3 protein-coding genes are annotated in these 5,031 nt (G+C 72.9%); all 3 read right to left on the bottom strand.

The genetic code is table 11. The annotated features are described in order from the left end of the window. Positions 1-387: 387 nt before the first annotated feature. Complete coding sequence (locus ACFZCP_RS45720; protein ID WP_391443180.1) at positions 388-2,301, bottom strand: NAD-binding protein; 1,914 nt, start codon at positions 2,299-2,301, stop codon at positions 388-390. A gap of 90 nt (positions 2,302-2,391) precedes the next feature. Next, a complete protein-coding gene (locus ACFZCP_RS45715; protein WP_391443178.1) occupies positions 2,392-3,195 on the bottom strand; it encodes a DUF4118 domain-containing protein in 804 nt (267 codons plus the stop codon). Positions 3,196-3,205: 10 nt separating this feature from the next. Continuing rightward, positions 3,206-5,031 (bottom strand): ATP-binding protein (locus tag ACFZCP_RS45710; RefSeq protein WP_391443176.1); only part of this gene is annotated, 1,826 nt, incomplete at its 5' end.

The following is a 5,031-nucleotide window of genomic DNA, read 5'->3' as shown; positions in this document are numbered from 1 at the left end:
AGCTTCGTCACCCCCCTGGCGACAAGGGCCACCAGCGCGAAACCCGCGAGCACGGTGACGACGAAGGCCAGATCGGCCATCGCGAACTCCTGGAGAGGTTTGGGGTTGGAACAAGGACGGTTAGAGGAAACCGCCTCTCTGGCCGGATCCGTTCACTCGTTGACGACCCTCTTACGGCGTCCTCCACGGCTTTGACGGGACTCTTACGGCCCCTGGCCCGTACCGGTGGGTAATACGCTGGGACGTTCGGTGACCCAGCTCACAGCCGGAAGCGGAGCCGGCAGATATCCGCGTCCGCGTCCCGCCGCACGGCATGCGCGACGACGGCGCCCCGCCCGGTCTGCGCGGCCGGGGCACGTCGTGAGCCGCTCGCCGAACGTCCGGCACTCAGTCCCTGCGGTTCGTCGGATGCGGCTGTACGCCCGTCATGAGGATGTCCAGCCCTCGTCGTGTGGTCGCCAGGACCACCCGGTCACCGGCCCGGAGCACCCGGCCCTGCGACGGATGCCAGTCGAAGCCGGGCCGGTTCAGACGCAGGCCGGTGAGCGTGTCCATGGAGGAGACCTGCACCGCGGGGGCCACGGCGCCGACGGCGAGCACCCGCCACTCGTTCTTCCGGAACGCCTCGTGCACCGAGCGTCCCTCCAGCTCCGGGTGCCCGGCCACGTCCACGCAGGTGAACAGCAGCGAGCCCCGCTCCACCGGCATCACACCGAGCACATGCCGGCCCATCATGGCGGCGGCGAAGGACGGGGCGGCCAGCGCGGAAACGCTCCTGCTGCGAGTGAGCGCGTCCGGGTACGAGGCGCGCAGGGTACGTTGAACCGTCGCCGCCAGGTCGTCGTCGTACAGCCGCATGACCACGCGCACCTGGGGGTTGGTCTCGCGGGCGGCCATGACGATGTCCAGGTTCTGGCCGTCGTCACGGGTCAGGACGAGCAGCGAGCGGCTGTGCCGGACCCGGGCGAGGTCGAGCACGCCAAGGGCGGTGGCGTCCTGGATGATCAACGGCACGCCGAACTCACGGGCGAGCGCGACGCCCCGCGCATGGGGGTCGCGCTCGATCACCACGACCTCGTGGTCGGTGGTGCGCAACCGGGCCAGCACCCGCGTACCGATCTTGCCGAGGCCGACGAGGACGATGTGGCCGGTCGTGTCCTCGTCGGGAGGGTGGCTCGCGGAGGCGGCACGGAAGGCTTCGGTGGCGTTCAGCGTGGCGGCCACGACGAGCGGCAGCACGGCCAGGCCCACGAAGCCGGCCACGAGCTGGAGGATGCGGCGGGCGACGGACTCGTTCGTGGCCGGGTCTCCCATCGTGAAGATGTCCAGCATCGGCAGGTACAGGTTCTTCCACCAGGGGTGCTCGTCCGCGAACAGCGCGGTCGCCGCGGCAAGGGCCAGCACCATGGCGCCGAGCGCACCGAAGACGGCGATGACCTCGCGGGAGAGGAACACCTTCCACGGCAGGTGCGCGGGCCGGGCCCGCAGCCAGGCGCCGGCACGTCCGCGCCGGCTGCGGCGGGCGGGCTCGGGCGCGTGGTGGTGGGTGACCTCCTCCAGCATCAGCCGGCCGTGCGTGAACTGCCGGTGGTACGCGGTCCGGGTGTCGGGCAGGAGCTGGGTGCCCTCCTCACCCGGTGTCTCCGGGCTGTCCTCGCTCGCCGGGTCGTCCTGGTGCGCGCCGGACAGGACGGCGAGGGTGGCCAGGTCGGTGGTCCGTGACGGGCTGCCGGCCGGGCGTACGACCCCGCGGAAGACCTTGTCCTCGACCTGGAGCGTGTGTCCGTGGCCGACGGCGGCGGCCGCCACCAGTTCGGGAACGGCGGTGTCGGCGTCCGACAGCACCGTGGTCGAGGTGTCCTGCGCGGGGTCCTCGGCCCGGCCGACGGCGCGGTCCAGCAGCCTCTCCAGGTGACGTCCGCGCTCGCGGTGGAACATCCGCACCACCAGGCGCACCGACGGGTTCAGGGTGCGGGCCAGCAGTGCGGCGGTCATGTTGACCTGGTCGTCGCGGTAGGTGAGTGCGAGCGCGGCGGCCCGTTCGACACCGGCGGCCCGTAAGGCCCGCTCGTCCGGCCGCGCGGAGACCAGCAGCTCGACCGGCGAGCGCGGGTCGTCGTGCAGCGCGGCGATCCCGGCGCCGAACTCGTCGTCGCGGGACGGCACCACCACGGTGACGGCCTCGCCGCAGACCGCGTCCAGTTCGAGCGCGAGCCGGTGCGCGAGTCCGTCGTCACCGCAGATCACCATGTGCTGGGAGCGCTGGCCAAGTTCCGTGCGCAGATGGAGAGTTGATGTCACACCGAGAAGGAACGGCGGGAGGTGGGGCACCGTTCCGGCGGGCGGCGGATCCGGCGTCAGGATCACGTCAGGAGATCCGTCGCCCGTGGTTCACCTCCGTGCCGGTCCCGCCGTGTCCAGTGCGGCCCCGGTCTCGTCGGCCAGGGTGACCGCGACCAGCCGGGCCTGGAGCGGGGGTACGTCGCCGGGGCCGGGGGTGAGGAGGAAACGGCCGAGGTAGTGGCCGTTGCCATAGGCGCGCAGCTCGATCTCGCCCTCGGGCCAGCCGTCGACGTCCGGGTTCCAGGTGTGCCGGCCCACCGTCACGCTGCCGTCCTTCTCCAGGCGCGGCGGACGGCCGATGAGGGTGCCGTACTCGAAGCGGCAGGTGCGCAGACCGAGCAGGTCGGTCAGCTCGGTGCGGACGTGGTCGACCACGGTGTCCCCCGAGTTGGCGGACTGGACGAGGTCGGCCGTGCGGTGGATGCGCGCCAGGTAGGCCGCGTCCGTCACCGTCCTGACCTCCAGGCGGCGGGTGCGCACGGCGAGTTGGGAGACGATCACGCCGACGGCCAGCAGGAGCAGGGCTGTCTCCAGGTCGGCCGGGGCGGTGATGTCGAAGGTCTGGTACGGCCGGGTGAGGAAGAAGTCGAACCAGGCGGTCGCCGACAGCGCCGCGAGCACACCCGCCGTACGGCTGCCGAGCGCGGCCACCGCGACGACCACCACGACGAGTACGAGGGCGGCGCTCGTGTGCGACAGGCTCGTGCGCAACGGCACGAGCGCGACAGCCACCAGGAACGGGGCGACCAGCCCTGCCGTCAGGGCGATCCGGTCGCGCGGCGGCCAGGTGCGGGGCGTGGGACGGATTCCTCGCGTGCGGTGCAGCTTCCAGGTGCCGGTCATGCTGCTCATCACGCGCCTCCTAGAGTTGCTCGGTCGGTCCGGCACCCACCGTCTGTGCCGCGAACGGCAGCGACACCACCATGGTGAGGCCGCCGCCGGGGGTGTCCTCGGGGCTGAGAGTGCCGTTCATCGCCTCGGTCAGGCCCCGCGCGAGGGCGAGACCGAGACCGAGGCCCGTGGCGTTGTCGGTGTCGCCGAGCCGCTGGAAGGGCTCGAAGAGACGGTCCCGGCCGTCGGCGGGCAGCCCGGGGCCGCGGTCCACCACCCGCAGCTCCACCCGCCCGGCCAGGGCACTGGCGGTGACCAGCACCTTCTTCCCGGGCGGGGTGTGCCGGGCGGCGTTGCCGACCAGGTTGGCGATCACTCGCTCCAGCAACGGCGGGTCGGCCAGTACCACGGGGATGTCCTCGACGCTCGCCACCTCGGCCCCCGGCACGTCGGCCAGTGCCATGGGCAGCACCTCCTCCAGGGAGGTGGGACGAAGGCTCAGGGGGAGGACGCCGGCCTCCAGGCGGCTGAGGTCGAGGAGGTTCTCCACGAGGCGGTTGAGCTTGGCCATGGACTCGTCGGCGGTGGCGAGGAGTTCTTCGCGGTCCTTGGGCGAGAAGGCGACGTCCCGACTGCGCAGGGAGGTGACCGCGGCCCACCCTGCGGCGAGCGGGGTGCGCAGGTCGTGTCCGACGGCCCGCAGCAGCGCCGTCCGCAGCCGGTCGACGGCCTTGACGGGCTCCACCTCGGCCGCCGCCTGGGCCAGCCGGGCCCGCTCGACCGCGGAGCCCACGTGCGCGGCGAACGCGGCCAGCACCCGTCGCTCGGACGACGACAGCGTGCGGCCGCGCAGCACCAGGCAGGCGCCGGACCCGGCGGGAACGGCCGTCGTCCCGGACGCGTCGGGCGGCGCGTCCAGCAGTTCGGCCGATTCCATGCCGAAGGTCTCCCGCGTCCGCTCCAGCAGCGCGGGGATCGTCGCCTCGCCGCGCACGATGCTGCCGGCCAGGGACGACATGGTCTCCGCCTCGGCCGTCGCGCGGGCGGAGCGGCGTGACAGGCGCAGGGACCGGTCGACGACCGCGGCGACTATGGCCGCCACGACCACGAACACCCCGAGGGCGACCAGCGCGTTCGGATCGTTCAGTGTGAACGCGCCGATGGGCGGGATGAACCAGTAGTTGAGCAGCAAGGACGCCGTGATCGACGCGATCACCGCGGAGACCACCCCGCCTATGCAGGCCACCCCCACCACGGCCAGCAGGAACAGCAGGGCCTCGCTGGTCAGGTTCAGCGTGCCGCGCAGCTGGGCCAGGACGACCGTCAGCAGCAAGGGCAGCACCAGACCGGCCACCGGGCCGGCGATCAGCCGGGCCGTGGACAGGGTGCGGCGCCTGGACGGCAGGAGGGTGCCGCGTCCGGCCCGCTCGTGGGTGACCCGGTGCACGTCGATGTCGCCGGACAGCTCGGTCACGGTCTCCCCCGTGCCCGGCCCGGTCAGGAACCGCGACAGCCGGCCGCGGCGGCTCGTACCCAGCACGAGCTGGGTGGCGTTCTCGGCGCGCGCGAACTCCACCAGAGCGGTGGCCACGTCGTCGCCGACGACCGAGTGGTAGCTGCCGCCGAGGTCCTCCACGAGTCTGCGCTGCCGGGCCAGCGAGGCGTGCGAGACACCGGCGGCGAGACCGTCGCTGCGGGCCACGTGCACGGCGAGCAGATCGCCGCCCGCGGACCGGTCGGCGATCCGGGCGGCCCGCCGGATCAGCGTGTCGCCCTCCGGGCCGCCGGTCAGCGCGACGACCACCCGCTCCCGGGTCTCCCAGACCCGCCCGATGCCGTGCTGCGTGCGGTACTCCT

This window comes from Streptomyces sp. NPDC007971, assembly GCF_042958635.1.
In the GTDB taxonomy this organism is placed as follows: domain Bacteria; phylum Actinomycetota; class Actinomycetes; order Streptomycetales; family Streptomycetaceae; genus Streptomyces.
The sequence above is the reverse complement of the archived record's forward strand: the minus strand, read 5'-3'. Positions and strand labels throughout refer to the sequence as shown.

Excerpts from the sequence above, each read along its gene's own strand:
- ACFZCP_RS45715 (WP_391443178.1), bottom strand. The coding sequence starts at position 3,195 with ATGAGCAGCATGACCGGCACCTGGAAGCTGCACCGCACGCGAGGAATC.